This window comes from Novosphingobium sp., from assembly GCF_031417815.1.
Classification (GTDB): domain Bacteria; phylum Pseudomonadota; class Alphaproteobacteria; order Sphingomonadales; family Sphingomonadaceae; genus Novosphingobium.
This window is the reverse complement of the sequence record NZ_JANOWI010000018.1, coordinates 1-19,037: the sequence shown is the minus strand read 5'-3', so window position 1 is coordinate 19,037 and position 19,037 is coordinate 1. Positions and strand designations below refer to the sequence as shown.

Annotated in this window: 28 protein-coding genes and 1 pseudogene; 10 read left to right on the top strand and 19 right to left on the bottom strand. The window is 61.3% G+C overall.

Features of this window, described 5'->3' with window-relative positions:
- Positions 1-593 precede the first annotated feature (593 nt).
- From RMN99_RS04775 to RMN99_RS04705, 15 genes are all read right to left on the bottom strand, one after another.
- Positions 594-1,145, bottom strand: coding sequence for a hypothetical protein (locus RMN99_RS04775; protein WP_309622154.1), 552 nt, complete (start codon positions 1,143-1,145; stop codon positions 594-596).
- 224 nt (positions 1,146-1,369) lie between these two features.
- Positions 1,370-2,302 carry an IS1595 family transposase gene (locus RMN99_RS04770; protein ID WP_309622153.1) on the bottom strand — a complete coding sequence of 311 codons (933 nt, stop codon included), beginning with the start codon at positions 2,300-2,302 and terminating at the stop codon, positions 1,370-1,372.
- Positions 2,303-2,326: 24 nt separating this feature from the next.
- On the bottom strand, positions 2,327-2,866 hold the full coding sequence (locus RMN99_RS04765; RefSeq protein WP_309622152.1) for a DUF6946 family protein: 540 nt from the start codon (positions 2,864-2,866) through the stop codon (positions 2,327-2,329).
- A 26-nt stretch (positions 2,867-2,892) separates the two neighbouring features.
- The gene (gene leuC / locus RMN99_RS04760) at positions 2,893-4,326 is read right to left on the bottom strand and encodes a 3-isopropylmalate dehydratase large subunit (RefSeq protein ID WP_309622151.1); all 1,434 of its coding nucleotides are present in this window, start codon (positions 4,324-4,326) and stop codon (positions 2,893-2,895) included.
- Between the two features lie 13 nt (positions 4,327-4,339).
- Complete coding sequence (locus tag RMN99_RS04755; RefSeq protein ID WP_309622150.1) at positions 4,340-4,762, bottom strand: SufE family protein; 423 nt, start codon at positions 4,760-4,762, stop codon at positions 4,340-4,342.
- A gap of 26 nt (positions 4,763-4,788) precedes the next feature.
- Positions 4,789-4,965 carry a hypothetical protein gene (locus RMN99_RS04750; RefSeq protein ID WP_309622149.1) on the bottom strand — a complete coding sequence of 59 codons (177 nt, stop codon included), beginning with the start codon at positions 4,963-4,965 and terminating at the stop codon, positions 4,789-4,791.
- On the bottom strand, positions 4,962-5,207 hold the full coding sequence (locus RMN99_RS04745; protein WP_309622148.1) for a hypothetical protein: 246 nt from the start codon (positions 5,205-5,207) through the stop codon (positions 4,962-4,964). Before RMN99_RS04745 ends, RMN99_RS04750 begins: the two co-directional genes overlap by 4 nt.
- A gap of 24 nt (positions 5,208-5,231) precedes the next feature.
- Positions 5,232-5,498: a hypothetical protein gene (locus RMN99_RS04740; RefSeq protein WP_309622147.1), complete on the bottom strand. Its 267-nt coding sequence runs from the start codon at positions 5,496-5,498 to the stop codon at positions 5,232-5,234.
- 18 nt (positions 5,499-5,516) lie between these two features.
- Positions 5,517-5,813, bottom strand: a complete 297-nt coding sequence (locus RMN99_RS04735; protein WP_405029574.1) for a hypothetical protein — start codon at positions 5,811-5,813, stop codon at positions 5,517-5,519.
- 26 nt (positions 5,814-5,839) lie between these two features.
- A complete protein-coding gene (locus RMN99_RS04730) occupies positions 5,840-6,148 on the bottom strand; it encodes a hypothetical protein (RefSeq protein WP_309622145.1) in 309 nt (102 codons plus the stop codon).
- Positions 6,145-6,441, bottom strand: a complete 297-nt coding sequence (locus RMN99_RS04725; RefSeq protein WP_309622144.1) for a hypothetical protein — start codon at positions 6,439-6,441, stop codon at positions 6,145-6,147. The genes RMN99_RS04730 and RMN99_RS04725 overlap by 4 nt, the downstream gene beginning before the upstream one ends.
- A 26-nt stretch (positions 6,442-6,467) precedes the next feature.
- The gene (gene pspC, locus RMN99_RS04720; protein ID WP_309622143.1) at positions 6,468-6,845 is read right to left on the bottom strand and encodes an envelope stress response membrane protein PspC; all 378 of its coding nucleotides are present in this window, start codon (positions 6,843-6,845) and stop codon (positions 6,468-6,470) included.
- Positions 6,842-7,162 (bottom strand): envelope stress response membrane protein PspB, encoded by a 321-nt coding sequence (gene pspB / locus RMN99_RS04715; RefSeq protein ID WP_309622142.1) that lies wholly within the window; start codon positions 7,160-7,162, stop codon positions 6,842-6,844. The genes pspC and pspB overlap by 4 nt, the downstream gene beginning before the upstream one ends.
- A 3-nt stretch (positions 7,163-7,165) precedes the next feature.
- Positions 7,166-8,068: a phage shock protein PspA gene (gene pspA / locus RMN99_RS04710; RefSeq protein ID WP_309622141.1), complete on the bottom strand. Its 903-nt coding sequence runs from the start codon at positions 8,066-8,068 to the stop codon at positions 7,166-7,168.
- A gap of 8 nt (positions 8,069-8,076) precedes the next feature.
- A complete protein-coding gene (locus RMN99_RS04705; protein WP_309622140.1) occupies positions 8,077-8,223 on the bottom strand; it encodes a hypothetical protein in 147 nt (48 codons plus the stop codon).
- 151 nt (positions 8,224-8,374) lie between these two features.
- On the opposite strand from RMN99_RS04705, the gene pspF reads away from it, so the two are divergent.
- Both pspF and RMN99_RS04695 read left to right on the top strand, forming a co-directional pair.
- Positions 8,375-9,403: a phage shock protein operon transcriptional activator gene (gene pspF, locus RMN99_RS04700; RefSeq protein ID WP_309622139.1), complete on the top strand. Its 1,029-nt coding sequence runs from the start codon at positions 8,375-8,377 to the stop codon at positions 9,401-9,403.
- Positions 9,404-9,675: 272 nt separating this feature from the next.
- Positions 9,676-10,176 carry a cupin domain-containing protein gene (locus RMN99_RS04695; RefSeq protein ID WP_309622138.1) on the top strand — a complete coding sequence of 167 codons (501 nt, stop codon included), beginning with the start codon at positions 9,676-9,678 and terminating at the stop codon, positions 10,174-10,176.
- A gap of 73 nt (positions 10,177-10,249) precedes the next feature.
- Here the strand turns inward: RMN99_RS04695 and RMN99_RS04690 are convergent, their stop codons facing one another.
- The 3 genes from RMN99_RS04690 to RMN99_RS04680 all read right to left on the bottom strand — a co-directional run bounded on the left by RMN99_RS04690 (position 10,250) and on the right by RMN99_RS04680 (position 10,914).
- Entirely contained in the window at positions 10,250-10,459 is a 210-nt protein-coding gene (locus RMN99_RS04690) for a hypothetical protein (RefSeq protein ID WP_309622137.1), read from the bottom strand.
- Positions 10,456-10,632 carry a hypothetical protein gene (locus tag RMN99_RS04685; protein ID WP_309622136.1) on the bottom strand — a complete coding sequence of 59 codons (177 nt, stop codon included), beginning with the start codon at positions 10,630-10,632 and terminating at the stop codon, positions 10,456-10,458. Before RMN99_RS04685 ends, RMN99_RS04690 begins: the two co-directional genes overlap by 4 nt.
- 75 nt (positions 10,633-10,707) lie before the next feature.
- Positions 10,708-10,914, bottom strand: a complete 207-nt coding sequence (locus tag RMN99_RS04680; protein WP_309622135.1) for a cold-shock protein — start codon at positions 10,912-10,914, stop codon at positions 10,708-10,710.
- Between the two features lie 453 nt (positions 10,915-11,367).
- On the opposite strand from RMN99_RS04680, the gene rimP reads away from it, so the two are divergent.
- The 7 genes from rimP (at position 11,368) to RMN99_RS04645 (ending at position 18,143) form a co-directional block, all read left to right on the top strand.
- Positions 11,368-11,928: a ribosome maturation protein RimP gene (gene rimP, locus RMN99_RS04675; RefSeq protein ID WP_309622134.1), complete on the top strand. Its 561-nt coding sequence runs from the start codon at positions 11,368-11,370 to the stop codon at positions 11,926-11,928.
- A 4-nt stretch (positions 11,929-11,932) separates the two neighbouring features.
- Positions 11,933-13,555: a transcription termination factor NusA gene (nusA, locus tag RMN99_RS04670; RefSeq protein ID WP_309622133.1), complete on the top strand. Its 1,623-nt coding sequence runs from the start codon at positions 11,933-11,935 to the stop codon at positions 13,553-13,555.
- The gene (locus tag RMN99_RS04665) at positions 13,536-14,288 is read left to right on the top strand and encodes a DUF448 domain-containing protein (RefSeq protein ID WP_309622132.1); all 753 of its coding nucleotides are present in this window, start codon (positions 13,536-13,538) and stop codon (positions 14,286-14,288) included. The genes nusA and RMN99_RS04665 overlap by 20 nt, the downstream gene beginning before the upstream one ends.
- Before the next feature lie 26 nt (positions 14,289-14,314).
- On the top strand, positions 14,315-16,834 hold the full coding sequence (infB, locus tag RMN99_RS04660) for a translation initiation factor IF-2 (RefSeq protein ID WP_309622131.1): 2,520 nt from the start codon (positions 14,315-14,317) through the stop codon (positions 16,832-16,834).
- A gap of 21 nt (positions 16,835-16,855) precedes the next feature.
- Entirely contained in the window at positions 16,856-17,185 is a 330-nt protein-coding gene (locus RMN99_RS04655; protein WP_309622130.1) for a hypothetical protein, read from the top strand.
- Positions 17,186-17,243: 58 nt separating this feature from the next.
- Positions 17,244-17,636, top strand: a complete 393-nt coding sequence (gene rbfA / locus RMN99_RS04650) for a 30S ribosome-binding factor RbfA (protein WP_309622129.1) — start codon at positions 17,244-17,246, stop codon at positions 17,634-17,636.
- A gap of 81 nt (positions 17,637-17,717) precedes the next feature.
- Positions 17,718-18,143 carry a hypothetical protein gene (locus RMN99_RS04645; RefSeq protein WP_309622128.1) on the top strand — a complete coding sequence of 142 codons (426 nt, stop codon included), beginning with the start codon at positions 17,718-17,720 and terminating at the stop codon, positions 18,141-18,143.
- A 4-nt stretch (positions 18,144-18,147) separates the two neighbouring features.
- Here RMN99_RS04645 and RMN99_RS04640 read toward each other — a convergent pair whose 3' ends face one another.
- Positions 18,148-18,681, bottom strand: a complete 534-nt coding sequence (locus RMN99_RS04640; protein ID WP_309622127.1) for a YceI family protein — start codon at positions 18,679-18,681, stop codon at positions 18,148-18,150.
- 123 nt (positions 18,682-18,804) lie between these two features.
- On the opposite strand from RMN99_RS04640, the pseudogene RMN99_RS04635 reads away from it, so the two are divergent.
- Positions 18,805-19,037: pseudogene (locus tag RMN99_RS04635) on the top strand (thymidine kinase); the annotation flags it as partial.

Below are 19,037 nucleotides of genomic sequence, written 5' to 3'. Positions count from 1 at the left end.
CCCGGTATTCACCTCGGAAACTCGCCCTTGATTGATGCCGAGGTCGGCCGCGATATCATGCTGCATATGCCCGAGGGCAAGGCGGCGTTTGATCTCACGGATAATCCCGTCAGTCAGTTTTGCGCGGAAACGTTCCGCTGGTCGGGTAGTCATATATTATCACCTTACATATACGACCAGTCTTGACGGGGGACTCGCTGTGTGGGATTGCACCCACACAAACGGGGATCACCCGGTTGCGCGCACTGATCTAGCGAAGCGCGCAGCTCGCCCCATCCGAAGGCTCGGTGCGTCAACACCGGGCCTTCAAATTTTCCGGGGCTATCAATCCGCAGGGATCAATGGAAACCGGACCCCTTGTCGAGTCCAATATTTTCCAGATTCCCCAAATTCAGCTTGACCTCCAATTTCTCAGTCCGGCAGCGGTTTCTTAACGCCGTTGCGGCACACGGTAGGCCGCGCTATATGGCGCGGTAAGATTGGTCGGTGGAGGTAGAGGGACTCGAACCCTCACGGTGTTGCTTGGGAAAGGCCGCCGCGCACCTGCACCCCCACTCTGGACGCCCCGCCCGAAAGAGCGGGGCGTTCGCACATCAAAAAGGTATATCTTCGTCTAGATCATCGGCGAATCCTGATTTGGTCGGCGCACCCGCGCCGAAGGTGACTGGCGCGGGTGGCGGTGACCCCCAAGAATCAGACGGCTTTTGCGCGGTGTAGACGCCCTTCCGGCCTGCCACCGAAAAAACGATCTCTTTTTGCGCCATGCGCCAAAGCTTGTTCTGCAAGAATTTTCGGGTCTGCACGACCTGGAAGCGACGGAAAAGCTCGATGAGAATTGCATCGAGGTCTACCTCATCGCCGCCGGTCTTGATGATGGTGAAGAGTTGCTGTTCAAGGTCATCGACCTTCGTGCCGGTCAACTCCTTCACCAGTTCAGGTGGGAGGTCGCTCAAATCGCCATACGCTGCGGGGATGGGCTTCGTGATCCGGCGATAGTGTTCGATTTCGCCGATGACCGCTTCCAGCCATTCCATGCGATCTGAGTATGCACCCTCTGCGCGAGTGTCGCCCTTCTGCTCCGCGTCAAGCTTGAGCTTGGCGGTAGAGCGCAAGAATCCCTTGACGGAATCAATGAAATCCGGCATATCTGAAGTCCTCAATCGAAGGCGTTAGCTCAGTTTTCCGACCTAGCTAAAAGCCCGTTTTCAGCCCGATCCTCAATAGGGGAATCGGGTTGATTTCGTTGTATGGCAGGACTCGCCCCGGCGCACAAGGGGCTAGTGTGCAGATTGCGCAAGTTTGCGATTATCGCATCACGTTTTGTCAGCGCTTCGCTTACTTTGCTCGTTTCTTTGCAGACTGTCTGGGCCTAGCGATTAGCCTGCCCGTATGTCAGGCGCTTGCCGATCACGCCGCGCAGGGCGATCTCCGCGCGCTCGATATCGGCGACACCAAGAGCTTCCCGGTTGTTGTAGCGGAACTCGAACTCGGCCAGATACCGATGCAGATGCTGCTCGCCGCAATGCTGATAGACACCCTTCATGCCGCGCTTGAAAATGCTGAAATAACCCTCGACCGTGTTGCTGTGGATTTGCGGGATTTCCGCGTCAACGTATTCGCCAGCGCCGTGGTTGGTTGTGCCGTGGCCTGCAAAGTGCTTGTCAGCCGAGCGGTAAACGCCGCTTTCGTCCGTCATGAGGATGGCTTCGCGCGCAACATTCGCCCTCACAATCGGCATGATGGTTTTGGCGGTCACTTCATCCACAACCATAGTGCGAGCCTTGCCAGTGTCGCGGTCGATCAGCGCCAGCACCTTCATCTTGTGATGGAACGCGCGGCGCTTGGGAGCGCCCTTGATCCGGCCTATGAAGGTTTCATCGACCTCAACAATGCCGCCGCCCGTGCCGAATGCAGTGAGGTCATTTGAGGCCATTGCAGCGCGGATACGTTGCGTCAAAAACCACGCGGTTTTCATGCTGCACTGAAGCATCCGCTGGATTTGACGCGTGCTGATACCCTTCTTGCTGGCGCACATCAGGTGAATGACCTGAAGCCACAGGTGCAGCGCGAGGTGCGAGGACTCGAAAATCGTTCCGATGCGGACGGTGAAAGGCTTACGGCATTCGTTGCACTTGTGGAGGCCGAGGCGCGTAGTCTTGCCCTGCATCTTGCGAATGCGCGCTTGATCGCAGTTGCCGCAGTGGGGGCAAACCGGGCCGTTCCGCCACAGATGGGCCTCGACATAGGTGAAAGCGCCTTCTTCGGTCTTGAACTGCGAGGCATCAAAAACGGACTTGGCCACGGGTTATCTCCTATGGCCAGAAATCTAGGTCATGTGGTTTGGTATGTCAAGTGTAACATCGCCAAAACTTTGAACGATCAGGACCGCCACATCAGACCGAAATCGCTTGGCCTCAAGAATTGACGCAGCGGTGCGATGAAAGAGTTGGTAGCGTAAATCGCGGACTTCTGTGGAATTGAGTTCGAACAGTTCACATAGACGAGCCAGCCGATGCGTTTTGCCTGCGCTCCCGCCATCAAGCCATTCTGACACAAGCGGTCCGAAGCTCTCATCAACCTTGGCTTCGATACCGAGAACAGCCAACTTCTCACCGATGCCCAGCAAAGCAAGCAAGTCAGTTTGCGAGGGTGTTGCGCGGCCATCTTGGAGGTCGGTTTCCCGTTCAAGCCAAGCTTCCAGCAACTCTGCCCCTGCAAGATACTCCGATTGAGCAAGCAAGGCCCTTATGGAAGCAGGAATGTCGCCAGCGAAGAACCATGAGTCAGCCAGTGATTTAGCAGATCGCCCCTGCTTCCAATGACTTGGTTTGCCGAGATGTGGTATGACGTCAGCAGGTTGTTTCAATGAAACGGCTATCCGCGAAGATCGCCTCATTCCATTAACCCCCGCACATCCGTCAGCCGTCCGGTCACCGCCGCTGCTGCTGCCATCGCCGGGCTGACCAGATGGGTGCGCGAGCCCGGGCCTTGCCGGCCGACGAAATTGCGGTTGGAGGTGGAGGCGCAGCGTTCGCCGGCGGGCACCTTGTCGGGGTTCATGCCCAGGCAGGCCGAACAGCCCGGCTCGCGCCATTCCAGCCCTGCTGCGATGAACACCTGGTCGAGCCCTTCGGCTTCGGCCTGGCGCTTGACCAGGCCTGAACCGGGCACGACGATCGCCCATTTGACGTTCGCGGCCTTGGTCCGGCCCTTCAGCACCGCAGCGGCGGCGCGCAGGTCTTCGATCCGGCTGTTGGTGCAGCTGCCGATGAAGACGTTCTGCACTTCGACGTCTTCCATCCGCTGGCCCGGGGTCAGGCCCATGTAATCGAGCGATTTCTGTGCTGCGTCCTGCTTTGAAGGATCGGCGAAGCTGGCCGGATCGGGGACCACGCCGGTGATTGGCACCACGTCTTCGGGGCTGGTGCCCCAGGTGACTGTCGGGGCGATCGTCGCCGCGTCGATCACCACCACTTTGTCATAGTGCGCGCCGGGATCGGTCTTCAGGCTGGTCCACCAGGCCACCGCCTTGTCCCAGTCTGCGCCTTTGGGGGCATAGGGCCGGCCCTTGACGTATGCGATGGTTGTTTCATCGGGCGCGATCAGCCCGGCGCGGGCGCCGTGTTCGATCGCCATGTTCGAAACGGTCAGCCGCCCTTCGACCGAAAGATTGCGGATCGCAGCGCCGGTGTATTCGATCACGTATCCAGTGCCGCCCGCCGCGCCGAGCACGCCGGTGATGTGCAGCACCAGATCCTTGGCGGTGATGCCGGGGCCAAGCTGGCCGTCGATCCGCACTTCCATCGCTTTCGATTGCTTGAGCAGCAGCGTCTGCGTCGCCAGCACATGCTCGACCTCGCTGGTGCCGATCCCGAAGGCCAGCGCGCCGAGGCCGCCGTGGCAGGCGGTGTGGCTATCGCCGCAGACGATGGTGGCACCGGGCAGTGAAAAGCCCTGTTCGGGGCCGACCACGTGGACAATGCCCTGTTCGACATCGGCATCGCCGATCAGCCGCACGCCGAATTCGGGCGCGTTGCGTTCCAGCGCGGCGAGCTGCTGCGCGCTTTCCTTGTCGGCGATCGGGATGCGCTGACCCGCAACATCGCGGCGCGCCGTGGTGGGCAAGTTGTGATCGGGCACCGCGAGGGTCAGATCGGGGCGGCGGACCGAGCGTCCGGCCAGCCGCAGCGCCTCGAACGCCTGCGGGCTGGTCACTTCGTGGACCAGGTGACGGTCGATATATATGAGCGCCGTTCCATCATCGCGGCGTTCGACGACATGGGTGTCCCAGATCTTTTGATAGAGCGTGCGCGGGGCGGTTGTCATGGCAGCCTTGCGCCTAGGCAGATGGCCGCGACTTTGCAATACGCGCCGCGTGTTCCTTGATCAGCCCCATCATGTTGGGCACGCCCTGGGTACGGTTGGATGACAGCTGGTTCTTGAGATCGAAGGGATCGAGCAATGCTGCGATATCAAGCGTTGCAACCTCGGCGGCAGGCCGGTCCTGCACCCCGGCCAGCACCAACGCGACGATCCCCTTGGTGATCGCGGCATTGCTGTCGGCGAGGAAATGTAAGGCGCCGTCATCGCGCGGCACCGGATAGACCCAGACCGAGGCCGAGCAGCCCGCTACCCGCGTGGCGTCGGTTTTCAGCGGGTCCGGCATGGCTTCCAGTTCGCGGCCCAGTTCGATCAGCAGGCGATAGCGTTCATCGCCTTCAAGGAAGAGATACTCGTCGCGGATGTCATCAAGGCTGCGCATGGGCGCGGCCCATAGCCGAGAGTGCCTCAGCCGGAAAGCCCGCCGGGCCGGGTCAGCGCATAATAGATCACGTAGAACCAGCTCAGCACGCCGTGGACGATTGCCCAGACGACCGACTTGTTGACGCTCCAGCTGATCGCCACGGCGATCGCGGTGCCCAGACCGATCCCGGCGCGGGCGGCATCATGGCGCGGGCCGCTCACAGATCGACCCCGGCGGCGATCGCTTCAAGCTTGCGGATTCGTTCCTTCAGATCGGCAATCTCGATCCGCGCGCCCATGCCGATCTGGCCGGTTCCCGCGCCGCCCTCGATTTCGGGGCGATGCAGATCAAGCTCGCGGGTTTTGAGGTTGAGCCAGCCTTGCCAGCCGCGCAGCGCGGTGATGGCGATGATGGCTACCGCCAGGATCATCGCGGTGAAGGTCAAAAGGGTGTCGGTGGTCATGGCCAATTCTCCCTCGGGGCGCGCCTATTGGCCGCGCAAACTTTCGATTTCGGCGGCCAGGTTGTTTGACTGACGGCCATCGGTGGCGATGCGTTCAAGCACCTTGATGCGCTCGCGCAAGGTTTCGACTTCGCGCTGCAATTCGCTGTCGCTGGGCTGAGCCAGCATCTGCATGTTGCCCCGGCGATCGGTCACGATCCCGTGCTGGGCGTTGTATTTGGCCCGCAATACCCGTGCGAGCGAGGTGATGGCGACAATTCCCAACACCATGATTACAGTCCAAAAATCCATCTTTGAGCTCCGTAACTTTCAGTTGGCGGGTTCGCGCAGCGCTTCGATCTGGTGCGTCAGCTGATAACCGCTGTCGGTGACGATCCGTTCGACATTGCCGAGCCGGTCCTTGATGCTGCCCAATTCAGCCCGCAGTTGAGCGTTTTCCTGGCTCAGCAACTTGATCCGCTCGCCGTCTTCGCTGCTTGACTTGGGATAGACGCTTTGCCCCCAGGCGCCGCTCAGCGGGTAGCCGTTCTTGATCCGCATCCGGGTGGTGTAGATCCAGCCCAGAATACCGGCAAAGCTGACGAGCGCGCTGCCAGATATGACCATGACGGCAAGGTTGAATTGATCCGGGCTCATGTGTGGTCCTCATGCTGGGGCTGGTCGCGCAGCGCTTCGATCTGCGCAGCGACATTGGTGCCCTTGTCAGTAACAATCCGTTCCAGGACTTTGACCCGGCCGGCGAAGTGATCGATCTGCTCGCGCAGTTCGGCGTTTTTGGCGCGCAACTGCTGGGTTTCCGCGCTGTCGGCCTTGCCGGTCTTGCCGCCCCATTCATCTTCCAGGGCGTAACCGTGGCGGGCGCGGATCCAGTTGTTGATCAGCCAGCCACCAGTCGAGATCGCAATGATCGCGAGGACGAAGTCAGGGCCTGCGAAGTTCATGACTGGCGCTCCGCATCGCGGCTGCCGAGCAGCGCATCAACCTTGCGGGCATCGCGCAGCGCTTCGATCTGGGTGGCCACGTCATAGCCCTTGTCGGTGACGATCCGTTCCAGCACCCGCACGCGGTCTTCCAGTTCGGTGTTCTGTGTAGCGTATTGTGCGGCCTTTTCGGCGGTCACCTGCGCCTGGAACTCGGCCATTTTGCGCTGGTGCTTGGTCCAGATCGCGACGATCGGGATCGTCAGCGCAAAGATCGGGATCAGCACGCCGACCAGTCCTATTACTTCGCCCATTTCAAGTTCCCTCCCTTGGCCCGCGCTTAGCGCAGGCGTTCGATTTCGGCCGAAAGGCGCGGGTTGCTGCTGACGTAGAAGCTTTCCACTTCGGCCAGGCGGCGATCAACATCGCGGAACCGGGCGCGCACTTCGCGGGCGGTGCGCGTGGGTGATTGGCGTACACCTTGCCAGAACTTCTGCTCCAGCCGGTCGGTGTAAAGGTGCTCGGGCTTCTTGGCGGCGAAGATGCCGACCAGGAAGTAAGCCGGGATCACCATCGGCGCGCCAAGCATGACAAGGCCGATGAAGCCCAGGCGGACCCACAGCGGATCGACCCCGGTATAGTCGGCAATCCCGGCGCAGACGCCCATGAATTTGCCGTTGACCTTGTCGCGGTAAAAGCGGGTGCGTTCGCTGTTCACTTCACAGTCCTCCCAATGGATGTTTTGCTGCGGCTGAGTTCGCGCAGCTCTTCAAGTTCGCGCAGTTGTGCGTTGTCGGTATCGCGGTTCGCCATGATCCGCGGCGGCTGGAATTCGGGGTTGTCGGCTGCCACCAGCCGCTCGACCGTGTCCATCCGCTCATCGAGGCGGCGGGCAATCTGGTAAAGCTCTTCCAGCAGCGTTTCATCGTCGTTGGTCAGCGTGGCGGCAGTCTTCCACTTGGTCATGTAATGCAGCACGACCCATGGCAGGCCGATGAAGATAACCGGCACGATGATGATGGCGTCAAAATCCATGGCTCAGCCCTCCTGCTTGCCATCGCCCTTGAGCGCGGCTTTCATGGCTTCGAGTTCCTCGTCGATCTTGTCGGCTCCGGCCAGGGCATTGATTTCATCGGCCAGGCTGGGCTTGTTCGAGCCGTCAGCCAGGCTCAGCGCATCGGCGCGGCCTTCGGCGTAATCGACCCGGCGTTCGAGCTGGTCAAACCGGCTCATCGCCTCGTCAACCCGTTCGCTCGCCAGCAGCGTGCGCAGCTTGACGCGGTTTTCGGCGCTTTCCAGCCGGGCAACGATTGCACCCTGGCGGCTGCGGGCTTCGCGCAGGCGGGTCTGCAGCTTGTCGATGTCGATTTCATAGGCGCGCAGCGCATCGTCGAGCACCTTGATTTCGACATTGAGCTGGTCGGCCATGTCGACGGATTTCTTGCGTTCGACCAGCGCCGCACGGGCCAGATCTTCACGGTCCTTGCTCAGCGCCAGCTGGGCCTTTTCGGCCCAATCGATCTGGAGCTTGTCGAGCTTCTGGGTGTGGCGGTGCATTTCCTTCTGATCGGCAATGGTGCGTGCCGCGCTGGCCCGCACTTCCACAAGCGTTTCTTCCATCTCGAAGATGATCATGCGGATCATCTTTTCAGGATCGTCGGCCTTGTCGAGCAGGTCGTTGAAATTGGCCGCGATGATATCACGGGTGCGGCTGAAAATGCCCATCAAGGGACCTCCGATGCTGGATGCTGATTGGGTGGGAGACTTGCGGATGCGTTCGACTTCGGCATCGAGCCGCGAGGCGCGTGCGGTGCCCAGCGGTTCAAGCCGGGTTTGGGCCGGAACACCCGAGCGGCGGGGGGACTGGGATCCGCCAAGGGGGGTAGCCTGGGATTCCGGCCCAAGCGGGGAAAACGGATCGTGGCCCATCTTGTCGTTCACCGGCCCGCTCAACCCTGCTGGCCGGCGCTGCGGTGCAGCGCGACCTGCGGGGTTGGGCCCTGCTGGCTGCCCAGCACGGCGAGGTTGAAAGCCACCATTGCCACGATGCTCAGCACCACGGCGCGATCGAGTTTGGAATGGAAAGGGTTGAACATGGTTTGCCTCACATAAGCGGGTTTGTTCACCTTTCAGCAAGCTGCGTGCCAAACCGCAAAAACCCCAGAACTCAGCGGCTATTTCACCCAATCGACGAACGACATGTGGGATTTGTTTCCCATAGTTGGGAATTTTCACTAGTTATTGGGTATGGAGCGAAACACGCAATTTGTTGGCCAATCCACCGCCTTCCTGGATTCGGTCGAACGGGCCAGCCGCGCCGCGCCGTTGCGCCGCCCGGTGCTGGTGATCGGCGAGCGCGGGACCGGCAAGGAACTGATCGCCGAACGCCTTCACCAGCTCTCGCGCCGATGGCAGGAACCGTTCGTCACGCTGAACTGCGCGGCGTTGCCGGAAACCTTGATCGAGGCGGAATTGTTTGGTCATGAACAAGGTGCCTTCACCGGTGCTACCAGGGCGCGGGCCGGGCGGTTCGAGGAAGCCGACAAAGGGACGCTTTTTCTCGACGAACTGGCCACGCTGTCGATGGGTGCGCAGGAACGGTTGCTGCGCGCGGTCGAATATGGCGAGGTGACGCGGATCGGATCGTCCAAACCGGTGATGGTCGATGTCCGCATCGTGGCTGCCACCAATGAGGACCTGCCGCGCCTGGCCGAAGAGGGCCGGTTCCGTCCCGACCTGCTCGACCGGTTGTGCTTCGAGGTGATAACGCTGCCGCCGCTGCGCGTACGCGAAGGCGATATCCACGTCTTGTCAGACTATTTCGGCCGCCGCATGGCCACCGAACTGCACTGGGACAGCTGGCCTGGCTTTACCGATGCGGCAATGTACCAGCTGGAAGAGTACCAATGGCCCGGCAACGTGCGCGAACTGCGCAACGTGATCGAACGCGCGGTCTATCGCTGGGAAAACTGGAACACGCCGGTTGCGCACATCACCTTCGATCCGTTTGACAGCCCATGGAAGCCAGAGCCGATCGCCCGCGCTGGAGCCAGGCCTGATCCCGCACCGGCCACGCGGCCAGCCGCACGCATGAATTTCGATGCGGTCAGTGATCTGAAAAGCGCAGTCGACGCGCACGAAAAGGCGATTCTGGAGGCCGCACTATCGCGCCATCGCTACAATCAGCGGCAGACGGCAAAATCGCTTGGGCTAAGCTATGACCAGCTGCGCCATGCCATGAAGAAGCATGGGCTGGGTGACAGAACACAGTCCTAATTCGGGAACAGTAAGTGCGAAAAGGCCGATAATCGGCTGTAATAACGCTTGTTCCTGGAATTGCGGGCCCATTCTTGACATCTGTTGCACCGCGCCTAGCCTCCGCGGGCAACTTCGCTTTACCGAGTCGCACCTATATCAGTCGGCAAACATGCCGGCCTCCGGGATCATAACACCGCGAACCTTGCACATGCCGTTGGCTGCCGCCGCGAAGCAGTGCCTTGTTGGGCAGTTGGCGCTTGTTCGTTCAACCAGCTTGAAAGGATGAAGTTATGACCATGCAGCGTTATCAACTTATCGCCTTGGGAGGCGCAATCGCCGGTGCGGCTATCATTGCGGGCTCGGTCGCCACGGCGACTGCCGGTTCGGGATTCGTGCCAACATCGCTGGCGCTCGGCCACTTTGGAACGCTCAACGTCAAGGCCGACAAGACGGACAAATGGGATCTGTACCTGAAAACCAAGGACAGCACAGATATCGGGATGGACAGGCTGGCTGTTGCCCCCGGTGGCTACAGTGGCTGGCACACCCACGCCGGGCCGGTTTTCATTATCGTCAAATCAGGCTCGGTCGTCCGTTCGGTCATCAGTGATTCTGGCTGCGCAGTGACGACCTACCGCGCTGGGCAAACCTTTATCGAGGATGCCAACGTGGTTCACACGGTTGCCAATGCATCGAACAGCGACCCTGCCGAATTGCTGGCCATGCAAATGCGCCCCGAAGGATCGCCCGGGCGGATCGATGCTCCGGCACCAGTGGTGAGCTGCCCTTAGGCTTCACGGGGCGGCTGCGTTGGTGGCCGCCCTGGCTTGCCGTGCTTGAATTTAGGGGAAAATCCCGCAACCGTTACTTGGTGGCGTATTGCCCGGCCTGCGCGTTGAAATGTTCGCGGGCGTGGTTCTTGGCGGCAGCAGCGGTCTTGAACGATTCGGCCTGCAGCGATGAGGTAACGATCGGATAGCCCTGCGAATTGTAGCGCACATCGCGAACGGTCAGGCGAAACTGGCCAGTATCGTCGCGCGCGACCAGAAAGGGGCGGGGAACGTCTTGGCTCATTGCGTCGTATCCTTATTGCGGGCGGCGACCAGTTTTGAACGGCGGTCAGCCATGGCCTGCCATGCCAATTGCGATCGCAGGAACTTGCTGCGCTCGTTGGGAAGCAGGGTCTCCTCGGCAGCCTTGCCGCAGTTGGCGGCTTGCTCGAGGTAAAAATCGATCGGGGCGTTCACGGCTGCAACCTCCTGCGCAAAGAGCAGAGCTGACCGGGCGGCACGCATCACGCGCACCGCCCGGCCGGCAAAGGTTTAGGCAGCCTCGAGGTTGACAGCCGAAGTCTTGCCGCGGTTGTCGGTTTCGAGTTCGTACTTGACGCGCTGGTCCTTGAGCAGCGTGGTCATGCCCGAACGTTCGACCGCAGAGATGTGGACGAAATTGTCAGACGCGCCGCCATCGGGAGCGATGAAGCCGAAGCCCTTATCGGGATTGAAAAATTTAACGGTGCCGATCGGCATGGGATGGTTCCTTTCAAGAGCCAAGAGTTCCCGCAAGCAGGGTGCCAGCGGAGCAAGGAAGCTTGAAATGGAACGGATGGGCCGGTGGCCAATAGTCCCGTCGCAGGCGACGTAGCATTTCCCCCCTAGGCCATTGGCGCAGATTTCACAACCTTATTCGCCGTTCCGCACCGCGGTGCTGCCACGGAAGCCATTCGCTGAAGGGTACACCGAGACATCGGTGCAGCCCCGCACGGGCAGGCCGACTGGCGCAGATCGTCAGCAGCATCACTGCCACATAGCCGCAGCATTCGGTCGTGCCGGTCGCCGCCGCGCCGTGCTAATTCGCTTGCAATTGCTGGTGCACTGACATATCTGGCGCGGCATCCCGACATTGTAAAGCAACAGAGGGGCTGGCGCCAGAAGGGGCCGGCACCAAACCGCTTTGCAATGCAAGAGCCGAAAAAAGGACGCATGGCAGATATCGCCCGCATTACCGAGGTTGTAGAACCCGAGGCCAAGGCCCTGGGTTTCGACCTTGTGCGCGTGCGCTATTTCAAGGGCGGCGAGATTGGCGATGAGGAGCACACGCTGCAAATCATGGCCGAAGATCCGGCAACCGGGCAGCTGCTGATCGAAGATTGCGCCGCGCTATCGCGCCGGATCTCCGATGCGGTCGATGCGCTGGAAGAAGCGGGCGATGTGCTGATTTCCGATGCCTACCGGCTTGAAGTGTCGTCCCCCGGGATCGATCGGCCGCTGACCCGGCTGAAGGATTTTGCCCAGTGGGCCGGGCACGAAGCCAAGGTCCAGCTGACCGCGCCGGTTGAAGGAAACCGCAAGGCGTTGAACGGGATCATCGACGCGGTTGAGGACGATGCGGTGCTGCTGACCGACCGCAAGAGCGGGCCGGTGCGTTTTCCCTTTGCCGATGTAGAATTTGCCAAGCTGGTCTTGACCGATCAGCTTATTGCCGCCACCCGCCCGCTCGACACCAGTGGTGCCGACGAAATTCTTGAAGAACAGGAAGACTGAAGAGATGGCCAGTCCGATTTCCGCCAACCGTGCCGAACTGCTTGCGATCGCAAACTCGGTCGCAACCGAAAAGATGATCGACAAGTCGATCGTCATCGAGGCGATGGAAGAAGCGATCCAGAAATCTGCGCGCAACCGCTATGGCGCGGAAAACGATATCCGCGCCAAGCTTGATCCGCGCACCGGCGATCTGCGGCTGTGGCGCGTGGTCGAAGTGGTCGAGGAAGTGGAGGACTACTTCAAGCAGGTCGATCTGAAAGCTGCCTCAAAGCTCGATCCCGATGCCAAGCTGGGCGATTTCATCGTCGATCCGCTGCCGCCGGTCGATCTGGGCCGGATCGATGCGCAGTCGGCCAAGCAGGTGATCTTCCAGAAGGTCCGCGATGCCGAGCGCGAGCGTCAGTTCGAAGAATTCAAGGACCGCGCCGGCGAATTGGTCACAGGCGTGGTCAAATCGGTCGAATTCGGCCACGTGATCGTCAACCTGGGCCGCGCCGAAGGGGTGATCCGCCGCGATCAGCAGATCCCGCGCGAAGTGGCCCGCGTGGGTGAACGCGTGCGTGCCTGGATCATGAAGGTCGAGCGCCAGAACCGCGGTCCGCAGATTTTCCTCAGCCGCGCCCATCCCGAATTCATGAAGATGCTGTTCGCGCAGGAAGTGCCCGAAATCTATGACGGCATCATCACCATCATGGCTGCCGCCCGCGATCCGGGCAGCCGCGCCAAGATCGGCGTGATCAGCCGCGACAGCAGCATCGATCCGGTCGGTGCTTGCGTCGGGATGAAGGGCAGCCGGGTTCAGGCCGTCGTGCAGGAAATGCAGGGCGAGAAGATCGATATCATTCCCTGGAGCGAAGACACCGCGACTTTCGTGGTCAACGCGTTGCAGCCCGCCACCGTCAGCCGCGTGGTGATCGACGAGGAAGAAAGCCGCATCGAAGTGGTGGTCCCCGACGATCAGCTTTCGCTGGCGATTGGCCGCCGCGGCCAGAACGTGCGGCTGGCCAGCCAGCTGACCGGCAGCCAGATCGACATCCTGACCGACGCCGAAGCCAGCGAGAAGCGCCAGCGTGAATTTGCCGAGCGTTCGAAGATGTTCGAGGAAGAACTCGACGTAGATGAAACCTTGTCGCAGCTGCTGGTGGCCGAAGGCTTCAGCGAGATGGAAGAAGTGGCCTACATCGACCTGGCTGAACTGGCGACCATCGAAGGTTTCGACGAGGAACTGGCCCAGGAGCTGCAAAGCCGCGCCACCGAAGCGCTCGATCGCCGCGAAGCTGCCCACCGCGTGGAACGCCAGGCACTGGGCGTCGAAGATGCCCTGGCCGAAATCCCGCACCTGACCGAACAGATGCTGGTCACGCTGGGCAAGGGCGGAATCAAGACGCTGGACGATCTTGCTGATCTGGCCACCGACGAACTGATCGCCAAAAAGCGTCAGGAACAGCGTCGCCGCGACGGCAGCGCTCCGGCGCGCCGCGAACGCGAGCAGGATCGCGGCGGGGTGCTTGGCGAATATGGCCTCTCGGAAGAGCAGGGCAACGAAATCATCATGGCCGCGCGCGCGCACTGGTTCGAAGACGAGCCAGCCACAGAGGAGGCCGCCAATGCGGATTCCTCACAATGAGCCGCTAGATTCCGGCACCTCTGGGTGGGCTGAACGGCCCGGGAATCACGGATCGGCTGCGGCTGACCCGGAGAGGAAGTGTATCCTCACCGGCGATCACGGTTCCCGCGATGATTTGTTGCGACTGGCGATATCGCCCGAAGGTCTGGTCATGCCCGATGCCCTGGCCCGCGCGCCGGGGCGCGGCGCGTGGATTGGCACGTCGCGCGCCGACCTTGAAATTGCACTGGCCAAGGGCAAATTGAGGGGCGCGCTGGCGCGGGCCTTCAAGGGCGCGGCGCTGACCATTCCCGACGATCTGCCCGCGCGCGCCGAAGTGGCCCTGCGCAAGGCTTTCACCGAACGGCTCGGACTGGAAATGAAAAGCGGCAGGCTGCTGGTCGGGTCTGACCGGATTGCCGAAAATGCGCGCGGCGGGATGGTCAAATGGTTGGCCCATGCCAGCGATGCCAGCCAGGACGGTTCACGCAAGCTGGATCAGGCCTGGCGCGTGGGCGAGGACGAAGAAGGATCCGGGCGGCGCGGTTTCACCTTGCCGCTGGACCGCGCGGCCCTGTCTGTGGCATTGGGCCGCGACAATGTCGTGCACCTGGCGTTGACTGACCGCGCTGCGGCCAGCCGCCTTGACGTTCCGCTCCGGCGCTTGCTGCGTTTCCTGGGGCAGGGTGAAGCGAGCGATCCGGGTACAACAGAAAGCGCTGCCCCCGCGGCTGCGCCTTCGGATGCGACATAAAAGAGTTTTGAAGGACGAATTTGAGCATGAGCGATAGCGATAACAAACCGACTTTAGGCCGCAAGCCGCTGGGGCTGAAGAAGTCGGTCGAAGCGGGCCAGGTCCAGCAGACCTTCAGCCACGGCCGCACCAACAAGGTGGTGGTCGAGGTGAAGCGTCGCAAGCTGATCGGCAAGCCAGGTGCGGCCGAAGCTGCGCCGCCGCCCCCGCCGCCGCCCGCACCGGTCGCGGCTGCCCCGGCCGCACCTGCTGCGGCCGCGCCCAAGCGGCCTGTTTCAAACGAAACCCCGCAGGAGCGCGTCGCCCGGCTCCAGCGCGAGGCCGAGGAAGCGCGCCTTAACGTTCTGGCCCAGCAGGGCGAACGCGAAACCGAACAGCGCCAGAAGGCCGTCGGCGAAGAGCGCCGCCGCGCCGAGGAAAGCCGCCAGGCCGAAGCCGAACCTGTCGCTGAACCCACGCCCGCACCCGCGCCCGAAGCCGTTGCTCATGAAGTAGCCGATGAACCCGCCGCCGACGATGCGGGCGATGCGCCGCGCACCCAAAGCCCTGCGGCGCGCCGCTTTACGCCGGTTGTCGCTGCGCCTAAGCGCCCCGAGGTTCCGGCCAAGAAGATCGCCCACCCGCGCGACAAGAGCGGCGGGGAGCGCCGCCATTCGGGCAAGCTCACCGTTTCGAAGGCACTCAACGAGGATGAAGGCGCCCGCGCCCGCAGCCTCGCCGCGCTCAAGCGCGCCCGTGAAAAGGAAAAGCGTGCACACTTTGCCGGCCAGTCGGCACCGCGTGAAAAACAGGTCCGCGATGTGGTCGTGCCCGAAGCGATCACGGTGCAGGAACTGGCCAACCGCATGGCCGAAAAGGGCGCAGACCTGGTCAAGGCGCTGTTCAAGCTGGGCATGCCGGTTACCGTCAACCAGACGATCGACCAGGATACCGCCGAACTGCTGGTCGAAGAATTTGGCCACAACATCACCCGCGTTTCCGCCAGCGATGTCGATATCGATACCGCCGAGGATGTCGACGCTGATGAAACGATGAAGGCGCGGCCGCCGGTGGTGACGATCATGGGCCACGTCGATCATGGCAAGACCAGCCTGCTGGACGCACTGCGCGGCACCGATGTGGTGCGCGGCGAAGCCGGCGGGATCACCCAGCATATCGGCGCTTACCAGATCAAGACCAAGAGCGGCGATCTGGTCACCTTCCTGGATACCCCGGGCCACGAAGCGTTCACCGAAATGCGCCAGCGCGGTGCGGACGTGACCGATATCGTGGTGCTGGTTGTGGCCGGTGACGATGGCATCATGCCGCAGACGATCGAAGCGATCAATCATACCAAGGCGGCCGGCGTGCCGATGATCGTGGCGATCACCAAAAGCGATCGTGCCGAATACAACGCCCAGAAAATCCGCGAACGTCTGCTCGAACATGAAATCGTGGTCGAAGCGATGTCGGGCGACGTGCAGGATGTCGAGGTTTCGGCGCAGAGCAAGGCTGGGCTCGATGAACTGATCGAAAAGATCCTGCTGCAGGCCGAAGTGATGGAATTGCGCGCCAATCCTGATCGCTCGGCCGAAGCCGCGGTGATCGAGGCCAAGCTCGACAAGGGCAAGGGCCCGCTGGCGACCGTACTGATCACGCGCGGCACGCTGAAGGTTGGCGATATTCTGGTGGTTGGCACCCATTCAGGCCGCGTCCGCGCGATGCTGGATGACAAGGGCCGCCAGATCAAATCCGCGCCGCCGGCGCTGCCGGTCGAAGTGCTGGGGATCAGCGGCGTGCCGATGGCCGGCGATACGCTGACCGTGGTCGAAAGCGAAGCCCGCGCCCGCGAAGTAGCCGCTTACCGCGCCGAAACCGCCACCGAAAAGCGCACCACCACCGCGCCCGCCAGCCTCGAGAACATGTTCTCTGCGCTCAAGGCCAAGTCCGATGTGATCGAATACCCGGTGGTGATCAAAAGCGACGTGCAAGGTTCGACCGAAGCGATCGTCAATGCGCTCAACAAGCTTTCCAATGACGAGATCAAGGTCAAGGTGCTGCAATCCGGCGTTGGCGCGATCACCGAAAGCGATGTGCTGTTGGCGGGGGCCAGCGGGGCGCCGATCATCGGCTTCCACGTCCGTCCCAACGCCAAGGCGCGCGAGCTGATCGAGCGCCAGAAGGTGCGGATGAAGTACTTCGACGTGATCTATCACCTGACCGACGATATCGCCAAGGAAATGGCCGGAATCTGGGGTCCGGAACGGATCGAACACGTGGTTGGCCGGGCCGAGGTCAAGGATGTGTTCCCGGCTGGCAAGCGCGACAAGGCCGCAGGTCTGCTGGTGCTCGAAGGCGGGATCAAGAAGGGCCTGTTTGCGCGCCTTACCCGTGCAGACGTCATCGTCTCCAAAACCACGATCGCCTCGCTGCGCCGCTTCAAGGACGATGTCCCCGAAGTGCGCGCAGGTCTGGAATGCGGCGTACTGCTGCAGGATACCAACGACATCAAGGCAGGCGACATGCTCGAAGTGTTCGAAGTGGAAGAACGCGAACGGACGCTTTAGGATGCAATTTGGGGGGGGGTTATGATCAATCAGATCGAGAAGTGGCAGCAAACGGTCTTTCAAGACAATTTGCTAAAGGCCTTTATGATGATTGGAGGAATATTTTGTATATTCCTAGGTTATAAGCTTTTTTCCAAGGGCGGAGACAGTGGCGGAACTCTGACTGGCGAATCTCCAGGCTTTAAATTGTCGTTTAGCAATTATGGCCCGGGATTACTCTTTGTAGCAATTGGCGGAGTAATAATTTGGTTTGCTTTCCAGCCTACGCCAAAAAAAGCCACTATAATCGAAAATAGCCCTAATGAAAGTTCGACGTTTATTGTTGAGACTGATGTGCCATATGAAAAATAATATTACTTCTTGCAAATGAATTAAATGCAATTGTTGTCGAAATGAGTCAAACTTAATCATGTCGGCCGGCCCATCAACCACCCCCGAAACCCGCTCGGTCCGCCTCTTGAAGGTGGGCGAACAGGTGCGCCACGTGATCAGCGAGCTGCTGACCCGGCAGATGGTCCACGACGAAGTGCTGAGCGCGCATGCGGTGAGCGTCACCGAAGTGCGGATGTCGCCCGATTTGCGCCATGCCACGGTATTCGTGAAGCCGCTGCTTGGCACGGATGAAGCGGTTGTGCTGAAAGCGTTGCGCACCCACACCGCGTTTTTCCAGAAGGAAGTGGCGGGCAAGTTGAAGCTCAAATACGCGGCCAAGATCAAGTTCCTTCCCGACGAAAGCTTCGATGTCGCCGAAAAGATCGAAGCGCTGCTGCGCAATCCCAAAGTGCAGCGCGATCTGGATTAAGGCGATTGCCTAGGCGGCAGGTTTGCGCCACCATCCCAGTGTTTCGAGGCACTTGGGAGAGGGCAGATGCGCCGCACAATCATGACACTAGCGCTGATCGCCATGCCGCTGGGCCTTGCGCCCGCGCTGGCGCAGCATGACGGGCATGAAGGCCACGGCGAAGCCAAAGGCCAGCCCGGCCTGTTCATTTCGCAGGGCGAGACCTGGTTCTTCAAGATCAGCGACGGCCAGCCCGCCGATGCCCGCAAGGGCCGCGCGGACGAAAAGCCGGGCAGCGATGAGATCCGCGTTTCGCTCAGCGGCGGGATGATGAACGTGCTCAACGGCTCGCCGGTGCCTTACAACTATCAGGCTTTCATCGCCAAAAAGGCCAGCGACAAGGGCAATCGCACCAGCGTCTGCACGCTGCTTCCAGGCGTTACCGTGTTTGAAAGCTGGCCCGGCAAGTTGCCCGGTATTCGCCTGGCCAATTTCAAGGATGCCGGCGACGGGATGATCTGCGCCTGAGCTTTCAGCCCGGCACCAGCCGCGCGTCGATGGTGATTTTCACGGTCTTGCCCACTGCCCAGCCATAGGCGGTCATCCCGAACTGGCGGCGATCGATTGCGGTCGTCGCGCGCAATTGCACCGGATCGCGCCCGCTGACCCGCGCTGGCGGATCGCGGAAGGTAATGCTGAGCGTAGCCGGACGGCTGATCCCGCGCGCGGTCAGCATACCATCCAGCCGCGCGGTGACCGGCCCGGTCATCGTCATCCGGTGGCCGCTGAAAGACACGCTGGGATGGCGCGCGACATCGAAGAAATCCGGCCCACGCAAAGTGGCGGTATCGCCTTTGCTGTCAGCGGTGAGTGCGCGGGCATCAAGTTCGACATCGAGGTCGATGTCATCAAGCCGCTCAGGCGTAATTCGGATCGATCCCTTCATGACCGGAAAACGTGCGGTCTTGCTGCCGATCGCCAGGAATGAAACCTTGGCGATCACCGCGCTGCCTTTGCTGTCGAGCTGATAGCGATATGCCGCCGGCCCCGCACCGAGGGTGGCCAAGGCCGCAAGGGCAAGCATCGTGCGCAATGTCAGACCCTTTACGTTTGCGCCAAAGTGCAATCTGGGCACGGGGCTGTCAATCGCACTGGCGCTTTGCGCCGCGCCGCTTATGTGATGCGCATCATGGCCAAGCTCTATTTCTACTATGCCAGCATGAACGCGGGGAAATCGACCACGCTGTTGCAGGCCAATTTCAATTACCACGAACGCGGCATGGCGACCATGTTGTGGACCGCTGACCTCGACGACCGCGGCGGCGACAAGGCGATCGAAAGCCGGATCGGCCTCCACGCCGAAGCCCACCGTTTCGATGGCGAAACCAGCCTGTGGGACCGGATTGGCGCCGCGCACCGGGT